Annotated in this window: 15 protein-coding genes; 8 read left to right on the forward strand and 7 right to left on the reverse strand. The window is 59.4% G+C overall.

The features are described from left to right. Window positions 1–17 precede the first annotated feature (17 nt). From FHX05_RS21190 to FHX05_RS21200, 3 genes are read right to left on the reverse strand one after another with little or no spacing between them, the layout of a single operon-like run. Window positions 18–1,070 (reverse strand): ABC transporter permease, encoded by a 1,053-nt coding sequence (locus FHX05_RS21190; protein ID WP_041678207.1) that lies wholly within the window; start codon window positions 1,068–1,070, stop codon window positions 18–20. A 22-nt stretch (window positions 1,071–1,092) separates the two neighbouring features. Continuing rightward, complete coding sequence (locus tag FHX05_RS21195) at window positions 1,093–2,637, reverse strand: sugar ABC transporter ATP-binding protein (protein ID WP_183874295.1); 1,545 nt, start codon at window positions 2,635–2,637, stop codon at window positions 1,093–1,095. Further along, on the reverse strand, window positions 2,634–3,290 hold the full coding sequence (locus tag FHX05_RS21200; RefSeq protein WP_112400030.1) for a DUF2291 domain-containing protein: 657 nt from the start codon (window positions 3,288–3,290) through the stop codon (window positions 2,634–2,636). The genes FHX05_RS21195 and FHX05_RS21200 overlap by 4 nt, the downstream gene beginning before the upstream one ends. Window positions 3,291–4,154: 864 nt before the next feature. Between FHX05_RS21200 and FHX05_RS21205 the strand changes: the two genes are divergently transcribed. From FHX05_RS21205 to FHX05_RS21235, 7 genes are all read left to right on the forward strand, one after another. Continuing rightward, entirely contained in the window at window positions 4,155–5,705 is a 1,551-nt protein-coding gene (locus FHX05_RS21205; RefSeq protein ID WP_112400031.1) for an FGGY-family carbohydrate kinase, read from the forward strand. Between the two features lie 76 nt (window positions 5,706–5,781). Next, entirely contained in the window at window positions 5,782–7,293 is a 1,512-nt protein-coding gene (locus tag FHX05_RS21210; RefSeq protein ID WP_183874297.1) for a glycerol-3-phosphate dehydrogenase, read from the forward strand. A 27-nt stretch (window positions 7,294–7,320) separates the two neighbouring features. Then, a complete protein-coding gene (locus FHX05_RS21215) occupies window positions 7,321–8,253 on the forward strand; it encodes a TIM barrel protein (protein WP_112610584.1) in 933 nt (310 codons plus the stop codon). A gap of 116 nt (window positions 8,254–8,369) precedes the next feature. Continuing rightward, window positions 8,370–9,314 (forward strand): sugar-binding transcriptional regulator, encoded by a 945-nt coding sequence (locus tag FHX05_RS21220; protein ID WP_112400034.1) that lies wholly within the window; start codon window positions 8,370–8,372, stop codon window positions 9,312–9,314. A 115-nt stretch (window positions 9,315–9,429) separates the two neighbouring features. After that, window positions 9,430–10,206: a DeoR/GlpR family DNA-binding transcription regulator gene (locus tag FHX05_RS21225; protein WP_183874299.1), complete on the forward strand. Its 777-nt coding sequence runs from the start codon at window positions 9,430–9,432 to the stop codon at window positions 10,204–10,206. Then, window positions 10,203–10,973, forward strand: coding sequence for a triose-phosphate isomerase (locus tag FHX05_RS21230; RefSeq protein WP_183874301.1), 771 nt, complete (start codon window positions 10,203–10,205; stop codon window positions 10,971–10,973). Before FHX05_RS21225 ends, FHX05_RS21230 begins: the two co-directional genes overlap by 4 nt. An 11-nt stretch (window positions 10,974–10,984) precedes the next feature. Next, window positions 10,985–11,440: an RpiB/LacA/LacB family sugar-phosphate isomerase gene (locus tag FHX05_RS21235; protein WP_069615612.1), complete on the forward strand. Its 456-nt coding sequence runs from the start codon at window positions 10,985–10,987 to the stop codon at window positions 11,438–11,440. Between the two features lie 138 nt (window positions 11,441–11,578). Here the strand turns inward: FHX05_RS21235 and FHX05_RS21240 are convergent, their stop codons facing one another. The 3 genes from FHX05_RS21240 to FHX05_RS21250 all read right to left on the reverse strand — a co-directional run bounded on the left by FHX05_RS21240 (window position 11,579) and on the right by FHX05_RS21250 (window position 15,410). Then, on the reverse strand, window positions 11,579–12,586 hold the full coding sequence (locus tag FHX05_RS21240) for a polysaccharide pyruvyl transferase family protein (protein ID WP_183874303.1): 1,008 nt from the start codon (window positions 12,584–12,586) through the stop codon (window positions 11,579–11,581). A 55-nt stretch (window positions 12,587–12,641) separates the two neighbouring features. Further along, complete coding sequence (locus FHX05_RS21245; RefSeq protein ID WP_015343122.1) at window positions 12,642–14,126, reverse strand: lipopolysaccharide biosynthesis protein; 1,485 nt, start codon at window positions 14,124–14,126, stop codon at window positions 12,642–12,644. Between the two features lie 411 nt (window positions 14,127–14,537). Then, window positions 14,538–15,410: a glycerophosphodiester phosphodiesterase family protein gene (locus FHX05_RS21250; RefSeq protein ID WP_183874305.1), complete on the reverse strand. Its 873-nt coding sequence runs from the start codon at window positions 15,408–15,410 to the stop codon at window positions 14,538–14,540. A gap of 229 nt (window positions 15,411–15,639) precedes the next feature. Between FHX05_RS21250 and FHX05_RS21255 the strand changes: the two genes are divergently transcribed. Continuing rightward, entirely contained in the window at window positions 15,640–16,767 is a 1,128-nt protein-coding gene (locus FHX05_RS21255) for an ROK family transcriptional regulator (RefSeq protein ID WP_183874307.1), read from the forward strand. A 33-nt stretch (window positions 16,768–16,800) separates the two neighbouring features. Here FHX05_RS21255 and FHX05_RS21260 read toward each other — a convergent pair whose 3' ends face one another. Next, window positions 16,801–17,175, reverse strand: a complete 375-nt coding sequence (locus FHX05_RS21260; protein ID WP_112610596.1) for a helix-turn-helix domain-containing protein — start codon at window positions 17,173–17,175, stop codon at window positions 16,801–16,803. Between the last annotated feature and the right edge of the window lie 60 nt (window positions 17,176–17,235).

Consider the following 17,235-nt stretch of genomic DNA (forward strand, 5'->3'; position numbering starts at 1 on the left):
CAAGTTTCGGTGCAACGTCAGCCGGACTTGGTCCTGCGTCCGTACTGGATGCTGTTCATGAGCACGGCGAGCACGATGACTGCGCCGGTAAAGACCGTCTGCCAGTAGGCCGAGACGCCGATGATGACGAGGCCATCCGCCAGAAAGCCGATGACGAATGCGCCAAGCATGGTGCCGCGCACCGTGCCGCGGCCGCCGGTCAATGCGGCACCGCCAATGACGACGGCGGCAATTGCGGTCAGCTCGTAGCTGGTGCCAGCGTTCGGACCGGCCGAGGTCAGCTGCGAGGACAGGACGAGGCCGGCAATGGCGGCACAAATGCCCGACAGGACATAGACAGCGATCTTGACCTGCTTGACCGGAACGCCGGAAAGATCGGCAGCGCGCTCGTTGCCGCCTGAGGCATAAAGCCAGCGGCCAAAGGCGGTGCGGCTGAGAACGATACCGCAAATGATCGCAAGCACAGCAAGGACGATGACGCCGATCGGAACGCCGGCGAGGCGATTGAAGCCCAGCCAGTTGAAGCCGGTATTGCCGAGTTCGGGGCGGCCGCCGAGATTGTTGTAGGTAAGCCCGTTCGTCATCAGCAACGCGATACCGCGCGCGACATAGAGGACGCCCAGCGAAGCGACGAAAGCCGGGACGCGCAGGTAGGCGATAAGCACGCCGTTGACCGCGCCGACCACGCCGCCGAGAATGCAGGTCAGCACCACGACGGCCCAGACCGGCGGATAAAGAATGACGCCGAAGCTCGAAAGCGTGACGCCCTGCATCAGGAAGCCGGCGATACAGCCGGCAAGGCCGAGTGTCGAGCCGACGGAAAGATCGATGCCGCCATTGAGGATGACCAGCAGCATGCCGATGGCAAGGATGCCAAAGATCGCCACATGCGAGGCCATGGTCAGGAAGTTGCTGAGCGAGAAGTAGTAGGGCGATAGGAAGGAGAAGACCGCGATGATGACGATCAGCGCAAAGAAGGCGCGTCCTTCCAGGATCAGCCGCACGAGACTGAAATTCCGCCGCTGTCCGTTGGAAACTGGCTTTTTATCTGTGATGTTCGTGACTGACATAATCAGTGCTCCATGAATGCGGCTAGTGCGCGACCACTGCTTCGCCGGAGGCGGCCATGATCTTTTCTTTGGTGACGTCAGGACCGAATTCGGCAGAAATCCTGCCGCGGTGCATGACGATGATGCGATGGGCGATGCTCAGGCACTCGGCGACTTCCGATGTCGAATAGATTACCGCCAGCCCCTCCTTGGCGCGCTCGGCCAGCAGCTTGAAGACCTCAGCCTTCGCGCCGATGTCGATGCCGCGGCTCGGCTCGTCGAGCAGGATCACGCGAGGTGCCGTCGCCAACATCTTGCCGATGACGACTTTCTGCTGGTTGCCGCCCGATAGCGAGCCGATCGCCGCATCGCCGCCGTCGGTCTTGACATGAACCTTGCGGATTGAGTCGCTGACCAGCGACCGCTCGCGACCGCTCGAGGTGAAAAGACCCTTGGTAAAGGCGCCGATGCTGGCAAGCGACAGGTTCGAGCCGACGGTCATCGTTTGAACTAGACCGTCGCGCTGCCGGTCTTCGGGGACCAGCACCAAACCTTGCGCGATGCGTCCGGCGATGCTGAGACCGCCGACATCCGTGTTGCCGAGGAGGACGCGGCCCCCGCTCGAGCGCAGCCGTCCTGCCACGCATTCGAGCAGTTCGGTACGGCCGGCGCCCATCAGACCATAGATGCAGACGATTTCGCCGGCGCGGACTTCAAGCGATAGGCGATCGACGGCGTTATAGGCGGCGCCCGAAGGGCCTGGAACCGTGAGATTGTCGATCGTCAGCGCCACGTCGCCCATTCTGTGGCCGGTCGGCGGGCTGCCGAGGTCAAAATTGTCGCCGACCATGTTGCGCACGATCCATTCGAGATCGATGTCCTTGCGCTCGGCATAGGCGGTCATGTTGCCATCGCGCAGAACGACGGCGTGATGGGTGATCTGCAGAGCCTCTTCCAGGTGGTGCGAGATATAGACGATCGACACGCCGCGGTTCGTCAGGTCGCGAATGACCTTGAAGAGAACTTCGACCTCGCTGGCGCTGAGCGCCGAAGTCGGCTCGTCCATGATCAGGATGCGGGAATTGACCGACAGAGCGCGAGCGATCTCGACGATCTGCTGCTGGCCGAGACGCAGATCCTCGACCGGTGTCATCGGATCGATGTTTTCTTCGAGCTCCTCCATCAGTGCCCGGGTTTGGCGTTCTTCCTCGGCAAAATCGACCACGCCTCCCTTCATGATCTCGCGACCCATGAAGATGTTGTCACGGACGCTGAGGTTCGGCGCCAGGCTCAATTCCTGGTGGATGATGGAAATGCCGCAGGCGCGCGCATGCGTGGAGGAGGCGAAGGAAATGGGGGCGCCATCGAGGATGATCTCGCCCGATGTCGGCTGGATGACGCCGGAGAGGATCTTCATTAGGGTGGATTTGCCGGCGCCGTTTTCACCGAAGAGGGTGGTGACCTCGCCGCGGCGAATATCGAAATTGACACCCTTCAACGCATGGACGCTGCCATAGGATTTGGCAACGTTGCGGGCGGCGAGAACGACTTCACCCGTGGTCGTGCCATTGTGCTGGACCTGGCTCATTTCACGTCGACCTTTACCGGGGTGACGAGCCAGTTCTTCGGATTGATGAGCTTGAAGACCCCGACGACCGTTGCCGTCTTGCCGGTCAGCTTTTCAGGATCCAGGCCGCCAAGGGTCGCCTTCTTCATCTCGTTGTTGATGGCGGAGCCCGCGTCCTGATATTCGATCTGGTTGGTGAATTGCCCGAATTCAATCTTGCCAGTCGCATCGCGAAGATCGGTGCCGTTGATGGCAGGACCCGTCTGGATGCGAACGGTGATGCCGTCAGGCATGCCATCGACCTTGAATTCGTTGAGGTTGGCCTTGCGTTCGCCGAAGGCGCCCGTCAAGGAGACGGGAAGAACGGGACCGGTTGTAGTCGCGACGCCATATTTCTCGCCGGCCGCCTTCTTGTCGGCGAGAACCGCACTGGCGAGCGTCACCGCATCGACGGCGCGCTTTTCGACATCGGCCTGCACTTTCGGGAATTCGGCAGTGCCATAGGTATCCGGTTGGAAACCCTGTTCGCGCACGTCGTGTTCGGAGCCAATCTTGACCACCTTGGTATCGGCGGCGATGGCGCCGATCACGATCACAAAGGCGGCGATGCCGGCGACGATCTTCACCTTGGAGCCTGTCGGCTTGGCAGTTGCGTATTGAGCTTGCGTATTCATGTTCAAACGACCTTGGGCATGTCAGCCGGATTGCCTGATGGAGAAAGGGAGAAAAGTGCCGCGATCCGGCTTAGTGGCAGTCGGGCCTGCGCATTTGGCGCGCGGCGCGTTCCGCTTGGCTTCGGGCTATGCCGTCACCGAAAGGGAAATTCAACATCAGGAGCCTCCTCAGCATACGGGCGACTGTCTCCTCCAATCGCCCTCTTCACATTTTCCGCATCTATGCGATATTTGTGATATAAGTATGTTAATAACTGCGCTTCATATGTTATAAATCTTTAAGGCTGTCAACCGTGATTTAGTGCGCTTTGTATTCGGTGGGTCTCTATGAGTTTCAATGTTTCTTGTTTTTTTGCGCTTAAGCTTGCTGCTCTATTGGTGCTTTACGGACGTCCTGCGATCGGTGCCGCTTTAGCCACCTTAACTACAGGTAAACTGCTTAAGTAATTAAAATAATTTGTGAATATGGAAACTCTGCACACATATTTTGCAACGTCTTACTAACCCCTTCTGAGGAGCTCCGTCCGTTACGTCAATTTTCTTCGATTGCAGTCGTCGCTCCTGCTTGCGGTGCCGTAACGTTTATTTCCATCTATTTTATATGAAAAAAATTACAACACCAGAAAATTATTACTGCAGCCGCGATATCTTTGTGTTATGAGGGCGGCATTCGGATGAATCGTGGATCCATTGTCTGTTAAGTGCTGCTTCAATCGTCATTCTGTCTGTGGAGTGGCAAATATAGCGACGACGAATGCGGACGAGCATAGCTTATGCCCTTGGTCGTAAGGGGAGGAATGAAAATGTTTGTGATGTTTGCTTGCTCTCGTGCTGCAAGACGCGGAATGGTGGGGTCGGCGCCCAATGCCTAAGGGTAACGGGATCATCATCGGGATCGATGCGGGGACCTCTGTTTTGAAGGCAGTTGCCTTCGACCTAACCGGAAAGCAGATCGCTTCCGCTTCGGCGCGAAATCGCTACCGGACGGGTGAAGACGGATCGGTCACGCAGTCGCTCGGCCAGACCTGGGCGGACTGTGTCAGCGCGTTGCGCGGGCTTGGAGAGAAGGTGGAAAATCTTGCCAGCCGGACGGCTGCGATCGCGGTTACGGGGCAGGGCGACGGCACTTGGCTTGTTGGTCCTGGCAATGCGCCCGTCGATGATGCCTGGCTTTGGCTTGATGCCCGAGCCGCATCGACGGTCACGCGGTTGGGCGCCCTGGAAGGTAATCGCGCCCGTTTCGAGGCGACCGGAACCGGTCTCAATACCTGCCAGCAGGGCGCGCAGCTCGCCCATATGGATCGCTTCATGCCTGAGCTTCTCGATCGGGCCGAGACGGCGCTGCATTGCAAGGACTGGCTCTATCTCAATCTGACAGGCATTCGCGCGACCGATCCATCCGAGGCGAGTTTCACCTTCGGTAATTTCCGCAATCGTCAGTATGATGCTGTTGTCATCGATGCGCTCGGCCTTGCCCGCCGGCGCTCGCTTCTTCCCGAGATCGTCGATGGAACGGAGATTAGCCATCCCTTGACGGAAACAGCGGCAAAGGCAGCCGGTCTGCTGGCTGGAACGCCGGTATGTCTCGGCTATGTAGACATGGTGATGACCGCACTTGGCGCCGGAGTTCGCACCGGCGGCCAGAACGCGGCCTGTTCAACGATCGGATCGACGGGCGTGCATATGCGCGCAAAGGCCGTGCCGGATGTCCAGCTCAATGACGAAGGGACCGGCTATGTGATCGCCCTGCCGATCCCTGGCATCGTCACGCAGGTCCAGACCAACATGGGTGCGACCATCAATATCGACTGGATTCTGAAGATCGCGGCAGATCTGATGTCCGCAAGCGGGAGCGAGATTTCCTATTCCGACCTCATTCCGCGTATCGACGCCTGGTTTGCCGAAGCGCGGCCGACAAATCTTATCTATCATCCCTATATTTCGGAGGCCGGCGAGCGCGGTCCCTTCGTCAATGCCCATGCGCGTGCCGGCTTTACCGGGCTTTCGACGCGGCATGGATTTGCCGACATGCTGAGGGCTGTCGTCGAAGGGCTCGGCATGGCCACGCGCGATTGTTATGCCGCCATGGGCGACATGCCTTCGGAGCTACGCATCACCGGAGGAGCTGCCCGGTCGCGCGCACTGCGGGGTTCGCTGTCGGCCGCCGTCAAGGCGCCGGTGCGTATTTCCGACCGCGAGGAGGCGGGGGCCGCAGGCGTCGCGATGATGGCCGCCGTCGCGATCGGCGCCTATCGCGACATGGACAGCTGCATTGCTGACTGGGTGACGCCCTTGCTCGGCGAAGCCGAAGCGCCGGATCAGGAAAACGTCGAGCGCTATGACCGCTTGTTCGACGCCTACAAGGACGTGCGCCAGGCGATTGCGCCGGCTTGGGACAAACTGGCCCAGCACTAGCCGTTATCAGGCCGGCGAGCGAGTGCGGCTTAAAAGATTGAATTGATGATGCCGCAGGCATCCTTAGGAGCATGACATGATGGAACCGGAAATCTTTGATCTTTTCGTGATCGGCGGAGGCATCAATGGTGCCGGCATTGCCCGCGATGCGGCCGGCCGCGGCCTTTCGGTTATCATGTGCGAGAAAGGCGATCTCGCCGAGGGGACGTCTTCGCGCTCCGGCAAGCTCGTGCATGGCGGCCTGCGCTACCTTGAATATTATGAATTCCGCCTGGTGCGCGAGGCGCTGATCGAACGTGAGGTGCTGTTGAACTCGGCCAGCCACATCATCTGGCCGATGCGCTTTGTTCTTCCCCATAGTCCGACTGATCGTCCGGCCTGGCTGGTTCGTCTCGGTCTGTTTCTCTACGATCATCTCGGTGGCCGCAAGAAGCTGCCGGGCACCCGCTCGCTCGATCTGCACCGTGATCCGGAAGGGGCACCGATCCTGGATCAATATTCCAAGGGTTTTGAATATTCCGACTGTTGGGTTGATGACGCCCGGCTCGTCGTTCTCAACGCTCTCGATGCTTCCGCAAAGGGTGCGCGGATCCTGACGCGCACGGCTTGCGTCAGCGCGCGCCGCGAGCAGGGTAACTGGCTCATTCAGATGCGCGGCGAGCGCTCCGGCGAGGTGCGGACGGTGCGCGCCCGCGTGTTGGTCAATGCCGCCGGTCCCTGGGTCAACGACATTATTGGCCGTGTCGTCGGCTCGAACAGCCAGCGTAGCGTCCGGCTCGTGAAGGGCAGTCACATCATCGTTCCGAAATTCTGGGCCGGTCAGCAGGCCTATCTCGTCCAGAATCACGACAAGCGCGTCATCTTCATCAACCCTTACGAGGGCGACAAGGCGCTGATCGGCACGACCGATATTCCCTATGAAGGCAAGCCGGAAGAGGTGAGGGTCGACGAGAAGGAAATCGATTACCTGATCACGGCCGTCAATCGCTACTTCAAGGAGAAGCTGCGCCGCTCCGACGTGCTCGAAAGCTTCTCCGGCGTCCGGCCGCTGTTCGACGACGGCAAGGGCAACCCGTCTGCTGTCACGCGCGACTATGTCTTCGATCTCGACGAGACCGGTGGCGCGCCGCTCCTGAGCGTCTTCGGCGGCAAGATCACCACCTTCCGCAAGCTCTCCGAGCATGCGATGCAGCGGCTTGCGAAATTCTTCCCGAAGATGGGTGGCGACTGGACGCGGAGTGCTGTTTTGCCGGGCGGCGATATTCCGAATGCCGATTATGTCGCCTTTTCCGATACGCTGCGTGCGGCCTATCCTTGGATGCCGCGTGCGCTCGTCAATCACTACGGCCATCTCTATGGCGCCCGCACGAAGCAGATCGTCGGTAATGCCACGTCGCTGGCGGACCTCGGCCGGCATTTCGGCGGCGATCTCTACGAGGCCGAAGTCCGCTATCTCGTGGCTTGCGAATGGGCGCAGGCGGCCGACGACGTGCTGATGCGGCGTACCAAGGAAGGTCTGCACATGACAACTGAGGAGAAGGCGGCCTTCGCCGCCTGGTTCGATGCCGAACTGGCGCTGGCCGCCTGAACCACCAGATCTTGCCGGAGAATACCCATGCCCTTGACGCTTTCACTCAACACCAACCCGCTTGTCAATCGTTTTGCCGAGCCGGCCGATTTGATCGAAACGGTCGCGCGTGACCTGCGCATCCGCGATCTGCAATTGACGCACGAATTCATCAATCCGAGCTGGCAGGCACCGGTCATTCGCCGGCTGACGCGGGATATGCAGGCGGCACTGAAGCGCACCGGCGTTCGCGTAACCTCAGGCATGACCGGTCCCTATGGCCGCCTCAATCATTTCGGCCATCCGGACAGGGATGTTCGCCGCTACTATATCGACTGGTTCAAGACCTTTGCCGATATCACCGCCGATCTCGGCGGTCATTCGGTCGGCACACAGTTCGCGATCTTCACCTACAAGGACTACGACGATCCGGTCCGCCGCGAGGAATTGATCGAGATCGCGATCGACTGCTGGGGCGAGGTGGCCGAACATGCCCGGGCTGCCGGCCTCTCCTATATCTTTTGGGAGCCGATGAGCATCGGCCGCGAATTCGGCGAGACGATCGAGGCCTGCCTTTCCCTGCAGGACAGGCTGACCAAGGCGCCGTTCGCCATCCCCATGTGGATGATGGCCGATATCGATCATGGCGATGTCACCTCGGCCAATACCGATGACTATGACCCCTACGCCTGGGCGCGCGCCGTGCCGAAGGTTTCGCCGATCATCCATATCAAGCAGAGCCTGATGGACAAGGGAGGGCATCGTCCCTTCACAGCGGAATTCAATGCCAAGGGCCGCATCCAGCCGGAACCGCTGTTGAAGGCATTTGCTGAAGGTGGAGCCAAGGACAATGAAATCTGCCTGGAATTGTCGTTCAAGGAGCGCGAGCCCAATGATCGCCAGGTCATCCCGCAGATTGCCGAAAGCATTGCCTTCTGGGCGCCTCATATCGACACGGGCGTCAGCGACTTGCATATCTAGCCGGTGGAGCGGCCGAGTCCCGATTCAACAGGTACCGAGGAGGTGGCCGGATCGGACACTATGGCCGGAGAGAACAGGCGAGGGACTATGCGTATAGAAATGAAAGGGAACGGACGATGACGGATGCGGATGCTTCGCTCGCCGTGCGGGCGGCCTGGTTGCACTATGCCGGCGGGCTGACGCAGTCCGAAGTGGCGAAACGTCTCGGCGTTCCCTCGGTGAAGGCGCACAGGCTGATTGCGCGCGCGGTTGCCGAAGGCGTCGTCAAGGTGACGATCGACGGCGATATCGTCGAATGCGTCGAGTTGGAATCCAAACTTTCGGCTCGCTTCGGGCTGCAATATTGCGAGGTCGCACCCGATCTGGGCGAGGAGGGTTTCGAGTTTCGCGCACTCGGTCAGGCGGGAGCCGGCTTCCTGCGGCGCGAGATCGAGAGCGGCCACAATAAGGTGATCGGCCTCGGCCATGGCCGAACGCTCTCTTCCGCCGTCCATCACCTGTCGCGCGTCAGCGCCAAGGATTTACGCTTCGTCTCGCTGCTCGGTGGCCTGACGCGAAACTATGCAGCCAACCCCTATGACGTGATGCACCGCATAGCCGAAAAGACGGGCATGCAGTCGCATGTCATGCCAGTGCCCTTCTTCGCCAATACGCGGGAAGACCGCGATGTGCTGCTTGCGCAGCGCGGCGTGAAGGAAGTCTTCGATCTTGCAAACGGTGCCGATCTCAAGCTCGTCGGTCTCGGCACGGTCGATACCGATGCGCAGCTCGTCTTGTCGGGCATGGTCGAGCCGAAGGAGATCAAGGAGATCACGGCGGCCGGCGGCGTCGGCGAAATTCTCGGCCATTTCTTCGATGCCGACGGCAATATTCTTGAGACGACGCTGACCTCGCGCACATTGTCTGCCTCCCTGCCGCGCATCAAAGGCGAACGGCTGGTCGCGCTTTCGGGCGGATTGCCGAAGGTCGAAGCCATCCTTGCCGTCCTCAAGAGCCGCTGTCTCTACGGTCTGATAACGGATGAGAAAACGGCGCGGGCGCTCCTGAAGGATGAGGTGTGATGCTGCGCCATAAAACAGGAATTCATCTCAACATAACAGCAGAAATGTTGATTTGTGAGATTTTGATGTTATATCTCCTTTAAGATCCATTTCGGGCCAAAGGCCGGAGCGCAAAGTGAAACGCGAAGAGCGCCAGCAATCGATCATCAATCTGCTCGTCGAGCACAAGACCGTCGATCTCGACGATCTCGCTGACCGCTTTGTCGTGTCCAAGATGACGATCCACCGCGATCTCGATGATCTCGAACAGGCTGGCGTGCTGCGCAAGGTCCGAGGCGGCGCGACGATCGATGCCGGCACCCAGTTCGAAAGTGATTTCCGGTTCCGCGACCGCCAGGGTCATGACGAGAAGCTCGCCATGGCGCGCACGGCGCTGGAACTGGTAGAGCCCGGCATGACCGTCATGATCAACGATGGGTCGATGGCAGCCGTTTTGGGTGAGATGCTGCTGCAGAAGCGGCCGTTGACGCTGATCACCAACAATGCCGCAATCATCGATCGGATGAAGAACGAAAGCGGCATCACCTTGATAGCGCTCGGCGGCATCTATTCCGCAAAGTTCAACGCGTTTTTGGGCGTCGTTACCGAGGAGGCATTGTCACGGCTGCGGGCCGACATCGCCTTCCTGTCGACGCCGGCCGTTTCCGGTAAGCTTGCCTATCATATGGACGACAACGTCGTGCGCACCAAGCGGGCAATGATCGCATCGGCTGCTAAAAGCTGCCTGCTCGTCAGTCATCAGCGCATCGGCCATACGGCGCTGCACGTCATGGCCGATCTGTCCGATTTCGACGCCGTGATTACCGATCACGTGCCTGATGCCGCCATTGTCGAGCAATTTCGCCGCGACGGCATCACACTTACCATCGCCTCGAACCAGGATATGACATGACAGAGAAGCCTCGCTATTGGATCGGCACGAGCTGGAAGATGAACAAGACGCTTGCCGAGGCCCGCGCCTTCGCTGAGGCCTTGCGTGCCGCCGATGCTCTTCGGGATCCTCGCATCCAGCGCTTTGTCATTCCACCCTTCACGGCCGTGCGGGAAGTCAAATCGATCCTCTCGGAAAGCTCCGTCAAGGTGGGCGCCCAGAACATGCATTGGGCCGACCAGGGTGCGTGGACGGGGGAAATCTCGCCGTTGATGTTGAAGGATTGCAATCTCGATATCGTCGAGCTCGGCCATTCGGAGCGTCGCGAGTATTTTGGCGAGACCAACGAAACCGTTGGCCTCAAAACAGAGGCGGCCGTCCGTCATGGCTTGATCCCGTTGATTTGTATCGGCGAAACGCTGGCCGATCGTGAGAGCGGTCGTGCAACGGAGATCCTGAGCGAGCAGGTCATTGGCGCTCTGTCGAAGCTCTCGGACGCGCAGAAGCAGGCTGAGATCCTGCTCGCCTATGAGCCGGTCTGGGCGATCGGCGAGAAGGGAATCCCTGCAGAGCCTTCCTATGCCGATGCGCGCCAGGCTGAAATCGTCGCGGTCGCGCAAAAGGTACTCGGTCGAAAGATCCCCTGTCTCTACGGGGGATCCGTCAATCCGCAAAACTGCGAAGAACTCATATCCTGCCCGCACGTAGACGGGCTCTTCATCGGCCGCTCGGCCTGGAACGTCGAGGGCTATCTCGACATCCTGGCCAAGTGCGCCGCCAAACTCTGAGGAGACATATCATGAAGCTTGCTATTGCTGGAGACAGCGCCGGCGAAGGCCTCGCCAAGGTTCTCGCCGATCATCTGAAGGATCGTTTCGAGGTGAGCGAAGTGTCGCGCACCGATGAAGGCCCGGATGCGTTTTACGCCAACCTCGCCGACCGCGTCGCCTCCGGCGTCATCGACGGCACCTATGACAAGGCGATCCTCGTCTGCGGCACCGGCATCGGCGTCTGCATCTCGGCCAACAAGGTGCCGGGTATTCGCGCTGCTTTGACCCACGACACCTATTCGGCAGAGCGTGCAGCGCTCTCGAACAACGCCCAGATCATCACCATGGGTGCCCGCGTCATTGGCACCGAGCTCGCCAAGGCGATCGCTGATGCCTTCCTGGCGCAGACGTTTGACGAGAATGGCCGCTCGGCCGGCAACGTCAAGGCCATCAACGAGGTCGATGCGAAGTACAACGCCCGTTAAGAGCGATTTTGGGAAAGGGCAGGCGGTTTGTCTGCGCTGCTCGGATGGCTGCCTCCCAGGCTGGATCGAGCCAATATCAGGCGAAGGCACTTGAAGCGCTTTCGCCTGATTATTTTTGTAGGCCTACGACACGGCCTGTCAGGCAGCGGCCAATGGCTGTGTCGCCTGATGGCGTGCCCAGGCGATACCGTCATCGAGCGAGGTTGCTCGATATGCAAGATCGGTACCGCCGGAAAATGCCGCCATGAACCGACGTATCTTGCCATAGCTATTGTCCAGCACCGCATGGGGCCGTCCAAGCAGGATCGAGCAGATATGGACATGCAGACGGTCCGTGACGATCGCCTGGCCGCGGGAAATCTGGCGTATGCCGCGTCTAAGACGATTATGTGCCGCTGCGTCGAGCTTGCGCAGTCTTATTTCAGCCGGTTTGAGAGCCATGAGAGCCGTTGCCGCGCCGATCGCCTTGGAGATGCGCACACGCTTGGCGGATTCGGTCGTCCAGTCCTCTTTCGGAATATCGGGATAGGCGGAGAGATTGGCCCCGCCCACCTTCTCAAGATCGGATCTCAACATGGCAAGCACGGGAAATTCCGGGGCCTCCGGCCGGATTGGGCCGATGCTGAAGGCCATGTCCGGGCAAAGACGCACCTCGCAATCGAAGTGCCTATGGGCAAACTCTTTCGATTCCTCGTCGCGCACCAGCAATACGAAATGCTTGTGACGTCCGATGACGCGGGCGCTTTCCTCTATGCGTGCCTGCGATTTGTAATGGATGGATTGCGGGAACTGGATTACCTGCCGATTGGGAAATTGCTCCAGAACCCGTTCACGGAAGTCCTGATGCGCATCCCATATGTCGCCGAAATTGCCGCCGCCATGAATGAAGATCGGGCCGGTCGGCATGGTGCGCTCGAGTTGCTCGGGCGAGAAATCGTCGATGCGCGAGACATAGGCCGGACGCTTGCCGTATCGCCTGTTGAGATAAGCCATTTCACCGAGCCAAATGGCGGAGTCGCCGCAGTTGCGGATGTCGGGAAAGTCGAGGATCGCCAGAGGTTCATCATTGCTGATATAATCCTTCAGGCAATCGTGGATCATGTTGTCCAGTTTGGCGATCAGCTGTTGATTTGCTGGTAATGTCATTTCCCCATTCCCCCATTCAGATGACGATCAATCCGGCCGGTGTCGGCCGCGCGTTTCAGGCAGGCCGAAGTCTCGGCAGCACCTTGCCGAGTATGTTTCGAACCTCCGTTTCCGGGCCGGCCGGCCGCTTCATCAGCGTCCACAGCAGGAGCGTCGAACCGCAATAGAGCAGGCCGCCGAGCAGGATCAGGATTGCGAGATGCGTTACGAGCACGAACTTGTCGTCCGTGTAGGCAAGATGGCTCGAGGCAAAAGAGACGCCCGCCGCCATGATGGCGACGCTCGCGAGTGCCCGAAGGTTCACCGACAATTGCTTTGCAACGGTGATGCCGGTGAAGCGTCGCACGAGCATCATGTTGACGGCCGTGCTGAAGAGGCCGGTGAAGACGCGGCCGGCAATGACCCCCGGAAGGCCATAGAGCATCAGGCCGCCAATCATGATCGGGACACGCAGGCAGAACATCTGCGTGTCCCGGACGAAGAGCACGCGCGTCTCGCCCTTTGCCATGCCGAGCGGCTGTACGAGCGAGCCCAGCGTCTGCAGCGCAAAGACAGAGGCCAGCGACTGGATGATGAAAATGACAGGCGCCCATTTGTCGCCGAGCGCGAGCCTCACCAACGGATCGGCGGTCACGGCAACGCCGATGCCGGCTGGAAGGGCGACAGCGGCAACCAGTGCCTGCACGCGTTGATAGGCGGCGGCGAGCCTGCCTGGATCGTTGTGAATACCGGCAAAAGCCGGATAGATCGTCTGCGTGAGTGGAGCGGTCGCCTCCCGCGTCGGCATCATGGCGAGGTTGCTGCCGACCGAATAATAGCCGAGCTGGATGCCGCCGAGCATCTTGCCGACAAGCAGATAGTCGAAGCGCCAGTTGAGCGTGCTGACGATCTGGCCGGCGGTCAGCCAGGCGGAGAAGGAGAAGAACTCCCGCATGTGCTGGAAGGTGATCCTGGGGCGGAAGGGCAGCACGAGATAGGAGACGATGACATTCGTCGCCTGGCTGATCAGCGTGCCGACGATCAGCGCCCAATAGCTTTGATAGATGATGGCGATTGCAACGGAGGCGACGAAGCCGGCGAATTTCTGCGAGACCGCAAGCACGAACTCCTGCCAGAAGATCAGATCGCGCTGCAGCATGATGCGGCGCGGATTCGTGAGACCACCAAGCAACATGCTGATGCCGAGAGCGAACATGACGCCCGCCAGTCTAGGCTCATTGAAAAGGGCCGCCGCCGGATAGGCAAAGATCGCAAACAGGATGCAGATCGCCAGCCCGCGCGCGGCATTCAGGGTCCAGGCGGCACTGAAATGGGATTCGTCCGGTGCAGCGTGACGGATCAGCGCCTCCGAGAGGGAAAGTTCGGTAATGGTCGTGACGATCATCAATATCGTCATGCCAAGGGCGACGACGCCAAAATCGGCGGGCGCGAGATAGCGGGCCAATACGAAGGTGCTGAGCGTTGCAAGTCCGTTCACGATGGTCCGCGACAGGCTTAGCCACATGCTTCCTTTGACGAGCCGTCCAGTGATGCTGCTCATGAGATACTAAAGTCCCACTGCGCTATGACGCGACCTCGTAACCGCACGAATATTCCTTGCCGCAACAGCGACTTAGCTGCTGGAACGGCTGCACAGGATTATGCAGGATTATATGGTCGCTATGGATGGGGCGGACCCCGGCGTATGAGCGGGAACTAGTTCAGCGATTCCTTAAGTCAACATTCAAAATTCATTTTCACATCAGTTTTAATTCATTTTCGCATCATTTCCTTTGCGGTGCAGCATTTGCCTTTCAGATGACCAAAATTGGTAAGGCTGTTCCTGAGAAACGCCCCTCTTCGCGAGCGCGAAGGCTTCGCTTTAGATTGCTACCAGCGCGGGAGGAGGCAAAAGCCCGGGCAACGGGAGGTCGCCCGGGCTTTCTTGTCTGTGCGTTAAACCGAAGGGCCTTTATTTGCCGCTTCTGGTCGCGAGCCACTGCTTGAATTCGACATTCGTATCGGTCTGGATGGCGCCGACGCCGGCATCAACGAGCGTTCCCCATACGCCTTCCGGGTCGCTAAGCGCCCGGCTATCGTTGAAGTCGAGATTGTAGGAGACATCAAGCGTATTGATCCAGAGCCGGATATTTTGGCGTTCCAGTTCCTCGCGCCCGGCTGCGAGATCGGCAATGTCGGTAAATTTCACCTCGATCATCGGCGCCTTGAGCGGTTCGATCATTCGAAGATCCTGGGTAAATTTTCCGGGCCGGACGCGAAACATCGGCATATGCGGGATCGAGCCGAACCAATCGGCATCGAGTACAGGAAAGGAGCCGCTTTGCGGCTCGACATCCGACTTGATGATGACGTGATCCTCGGCACCCAGCCGGCGCATCGCGGCAATGACTTGCGGCAATTCACGCGGAAATTTCGTGTCGATATTGACGAAGACGCGCCCGCGCGCCTCCTCCAGCGCCTCTTCGAGCGTGGGAACACGCTCATCGGTCAACGCCGTCATCTCTCCGCCAGCGCCGGCACGCAGTCGGGCCTCGCGGATTGTGGCAAAGCTGCTCGCTCCGACCACACCTTTAGCCGACGTGGTGCGGTCCAGCGTCTTGTCGTGAATGACGACGAGATGGCCGTCGGCAGTCGCCTGCGTGTCGATTTCGACGAATTCCACACCAAGCTCGGCTGCCGCACGGATTGCCGCCAATGAATTTTCGGGAGCTGCCGACCAAAGCCCACGATGGGCAATCGTCAGAATGTTTGGATTGGTCCGGGAAAGGAGGTCGTAGATATCGGCATTGCGAGATAAGGGCGAGGTGGCGGTCTGGCTATGCATGGGAAGAGCTTTCGTGAGCTGGAGGCGGAATGAGCGGATGCGGGGTTCGATGTCGAATGGGAGCACCAATGGCTATGGCCGACGCGGTGGCATTGGCACCGATCGCTGTTATGGTTATTAATACACATAAAGTGTAATATTTATGACGAGCGGCAGCGAATATATAGGTCCGGATTGTGCCCGGATAGGCGAACGGCTAGGTCGGTACGACAGGATCAGGATTGCAGTCATGGCAGCGTTGGAAAAATTCCCACTGGCAAGCGAGAATGAGCGCCTCATCCTCGATATTGTCCGCAATCACGAACCGATTCCGCGCGCGACTATTACAGCGCACACCAATTTGACGCAGCAATCGGTACATCGTCTCGTCGAGGCGCTAGTGGCTCGCGGCTTGCTTCGCGCCGGCGCGCCATTTAAGGGCGCGCGCGGGCAGCCGAGCCCGACGATCGAACTGGAGCGGCTGGCGGTCTATTCGGTCGGCATCTCCGTCAATACCGATGCCGTGACGCTGTCGCTTGCTGATTTCGGCTGCGACATCGTCGATCAGGAGGCGCTGAGGGGCGTGCCGGTCGACCGCAAGGCAACGCTGGCAATCCTTGATGAGAAACTGGGTTCGATGCTGGTGCGCCACGAAATATCGCGCGAGAACCTCATCGGGCTCGGCTTTGCCATGTCGGGTTTCTTCGTCGGCGATGATCGTCGCTTTAACGCTCCGGAGCCGCTGCGCGACTGGTCTCTGGTCGATCTGCAGCCGGAACTCGAGCATGTGTTCGGAGTTCCGGCCTGGTTGGAAAACAACGCAACGACGGGCGCCATAGGCGAGAGCCTGCGCGGTGTCGGGCGCTGGTGCAAGACCTTTGCATACCTCTCCTTCAATTATGGATTTGGCGGCGGCCTCATCCTGGAGGGCAGGCCTTATCTGGGCTTCCATGGGAATGCCGGGGAATTCAGCGTCATCTATGATCCGGACGAAGTGCTACGCCGGCCGGCTTTGCAATATCTTATCGCCACGTTGCGGGAGAGTGGTGTCGACATAGGCTCCATCGAGGAGCTGAAGCAGAATTTCGACCCTTCCTGGCCCGGCGTCGAGAGCTGGCTCTCCGAGACCATGCCGATGCTCGACCGCCTGATCGCCACGCTTGCCGGGGTGATCGATCCGCAAGCCATCGTCTTCGGTGGCCAGCTACCGCCCGAGCTTGGACGAATGATGATCGCGCGCGCCCGCCTGCCGTCGCAGCGTCCGCACCGCTATGGTGCCGCACCGCCCGGACCTCGGCTGGTGCTAAGCGAGACACGCGGGGATGCCAGCGCGATCGGCGCGGCGCTGCTTCCGCTGAAGTTCCGGTATTTCTTGTAGGCACTTGAAAGAATTACTTACCGAAACGCCTACCTACCGTTTGTCGTATTGAGCGCGTGCCTCCTGGATGACATCCTGATTGGCGGTCGCCCATCCCACAAGCGCCATCACCGGGCCAAGCAGTTCCCGACCGGATTTGGTGAGTTCATAGTCCACTCGGGGTGGAATCGTGGGGAATAGCGTACGCGTCACCAGCCCGTCGCGCTCCAGCCCGCGCAGCGTCAACGTCAGCATTCGCTGAGAAATGCCGTCGATCCGCCGCCGCAATTCGTTGAACCGTAGGGGGCCATCTTTGAGAATGGCGATGACGTACAGGCTCCATTTATCGCCGATGCGATCGAGAATTTCCCGCACCATCCGGCAATCGTCGAGATGGGGGATGGGAAAATCAATGTCATTCAGTGTCATGAATGTGCCTTCTTGCGGAGAATGAATTAGTTACATTAATAGCGTTGGTCACAATTATTT

It is taken from the genome of Rhizobium sp. BK491, from assembly GCF_014194925.1.
In the GTDB taxonomy this organism is placed as follows: domain Bacteria; phylum Pseudomonadota; class Alphaproteobacteria; order Rhizobiales; family Rhizobiaceae; genus Rhizobium.

Excerpts from the sequence above, each read along its gene's own strand:
- FHX05_RS21190 (WP_041678207.1), bottom strand. The coding sequence starts at position 1,070 with ATGTCAGTCACGAACATCACAGATAAAAAGCCAGTTTCCAACGGACAG.
- FHX05_RS21195 (WP_183874295.1), bottom strand. The coding sequence starts at position 2,637 with ATGAGCCAGGTCCAGCACAATGGCACGACCACGGGTGAAGTCGTTCTC.
- FHX05_RS21200 (WP_112400030.1), bottom strand. The coding sequence starts at position 3,290 with ATGAATACGCAAGCTCAATACGCAACTGCCAAGCCGACAGGCTCCAAG.
- FHX05_RS21205 (WP_112400031.1), top strand. The coding sequence starts at position 4,155 with ATGCCTAAGGGTAACGGGATCATCATCGGGATCGATGCGGGGACCTCT.
- FHX05_RS21210 (WP_183874297.1), top strand. The coding sequence starts at position 5,782 with ATGATGGAACCGGAAATCTTTGATCTTTTCGTGATCGGCGGAGGCATC.
- FHX05_RS21215 (WP_112610584.1), top strand. The coding sequence starts at position 7,321 with ATGCCCTTGACGCTTTCACTCAACACCAACCCGCTTGTCAATCGTTTT.
- FHX05_RS21220 (WP_112400034.1), top strand. The coding sequence starts at position 8,370 with ATGACGGATGCGGATGCTTCGCTCGCCGTGCGGGCGGCCTGGTTGCAC.
- FHX05_RS21230 (WP_183874301.1), top strand. The coding sequence starts at position 10,203 with ATGACAGAGAAGCCTCGCTATTGGATCGGCACGAGCTGGAAGATGAAC.
- FHX05_RS21235 (WP_069615612.1), top strand. The coding sequence starts at position 10,985 with ATGAAGCTTGCTATTGCTGGAGACAGCGCCGGCGAAGGCCTCGCCAAG.
- FHX05_RS21240 (WP_183874303.1), bottom strand. The coding sequence starts at position 12,586 with ATGACATTACCAGCAAATCAACAGCTGATCGCCAAACTGGACAACATG.
- FHX05_RS21245 (WP_015343122.1), bottom strand. The coding sequence starts at position 14,126 with ATGAGCAGCATCACTGGACGGCTCGTCAAAGGAAGCATGTGGCTAAGC.
- FHX05_RS21250 (WP_183874305.1), bottom strand. The coding sequence starts at position 15,410 with ATGCATAGCCAGACCGCCACCTCGCCCTTATCTCGCAATGCCGATATC.
- FHX05_RS21255 (WP_183874307.1), top strand. The coding sequence starts at position 15,640 with ATGGCAGCGTTGGAAAAATTCCCACTGGCAAGCGAGAATGAGCGCCTC.
- FHX05_RS21260 (WP_112610596.1), bottom strand. The coding sequence starts at position 17,175 with ATGACACTGAATGACATTGATTTTCCCATCCCCCATCTCGACGATTGC.